This window comes from Paraburkholderia sp. UYCP14C (genome assembly GCF_004197395.1).
In the GTDB taxonomy this organism is placed as follows: domain Bacteria; phylum Pseudomonadota; class Gammaproteobacteria; order Burkholderiales; family Burkholderiaceae; genus Paraburkholderia.
This window is the reverse complement of sequence record NZ_SELS01000250.1, coordinates 1-1,390: the sequence shown is the minus strand read 5'-3', so window position 1 is coordinate 1,390 and position 1,390 is coordinate 1. Positions and strand designations below refer to the sequence as shown.

The window sequence follows — 1,390 nt, the reverse complement described above, 5'->3', positions numbered from 1 at the left end:
TGTATCGGCTCCGGTTGTCTGGACAAGCTTTTGCAGCTCAGGCGGCCAGCTTCATCAGCCTTTCCTGACGGGCTTCGAGGGGTGATTTGAAGCCCAGTTTTTCAAGACGCCAGTGGCGATTGTATCGGTCCTTGAACGCGATGGCCGCAGCACGAACTTCCTCCAGGTTTCTGAAGATGCGCCCATGAATCGCCTGCTCCTTCATCGTCCTGTTGAACCGCTCAGCGACGCCGTTGGTCTGCGGTTCGGCAACAAAGGCGTAGCTGGGTGCGATGCCCCAGAATCGGATCTGCTCGCGGAAGTCATCCGAGGTGTATTGCGAACCGTGATCCATGCGCAGCGACAACCCGCGCCCCGAGTCGGTGACTACCGAGCCAAACTCGGCCAGCAGCCCCTGGGAGATCGGCTCGAGGGCCGCGAAGCGGTCACCGATTTTCGCAGCATGAATGCCGGTACACATGCCGTCGCAATGATCGACCGCCGAGAAGATCCACACCATGCCGTCGTCCACGGTCGCGATACGCACGCCGTCGGTGCCCCACATCTCGTTCTGGCGATCAGTCGTGATCCGGCCGTCGTGAAGGTTGGGTTCACCTTTGGGCCGCCGGTAAGGCGAGAGCAGGCTGTGCTCGCGCATCAGGCGCAGCACGCGGGTCCGGGAGACCCGGATGTCGTGCAGGATGCGCAGCCGCGCCCAGACCTTGCGGTGCCCCTCGCCGCTGAATGGCGACGCTGCCAAATCGTCGCGGATGGCCTTGAGCAGCTCGACATCTGGCATCTTCGGCTTGGGGCCGCGACGTCCTGCGATGATCGGCACCACGTTAGCTGCTGCTCTCGCACGCACCGCGTAGATCGTCGAGCGCGGAAACTGGAGCACCTGGCAGACCCTCTGCAATCCAAAGGGCTTGCCTGCGCTGACGGAGATCGTGTGGCTCATGTCGACGACCTCCGCACGCTCAAAGGGCGGCGGCCCTGCAGATCACGCTCCTTGCGGAGGATTTCGACTTCCATGGACAACTCGCCGACCCGCCGCACGGCGTCGTTCAGCCGCGCCTGCAGTGGATCCGTAGTGCGTGCCTTGAGGCCGGCTTCCATACCGCTCAGCGCCAGTTCACGCCATTGCTCAAGCTCGGCGATCGTCACACCGACTTCGCGCGAGACGGCGTCGACGGGTTCGCCGCGCAGCAGCCGAAGCACCACACTACGCTTGCGGCCGGTAGACCAGCGTTTGATTTCGGACGCGCCAGAGGCGCTTGCAGTCGCGCTACGCGCTCCTTCCAGCGCCTCTGGCGCAATCGGCTTCGTATCGGCTTTCTTCAACATCAACTACTCCAGTTTGGATCACACGTTTTACCCCAACTCTGTGTCCAGAAAAACCGGAGCCGCCGCA

Annotated in this window: 2 protein-coding genes; both read right to left on the bottom strand. The window is 62.7% G+C overall.

Annotated features, from left to right (window positions below):
- Window positions 1-37 precede the first annotated feature (37 nt).
- Complete coding sequence (locus EVC45_RS44630; RefSeq protein ID WP_129964364.1) at window positions 38-937, bottom strand: IS3 family transposase; 900 nt, start codon at window positions 935-937, stop codon at window positions 38-40.
- The gene (locus EVC45_RS44625) at window positions 934-1,323 is read right to left on the bottom strand and encodes a transposase (RefSeq protein WP_129964363.1); all 390 of its coding nucleotides are present in this window, start codon (window positions 1,321-1,323) and stop codon (window positions 934-936) included. The genes EVC45_RS44630 and EVC45_RS44625 overlap by 4 nt, the downstream gene beginning before the upstream one ends.
- Between the last annotated feature and the right edge of the window lie 67 nt (window positions 1,324-1,390).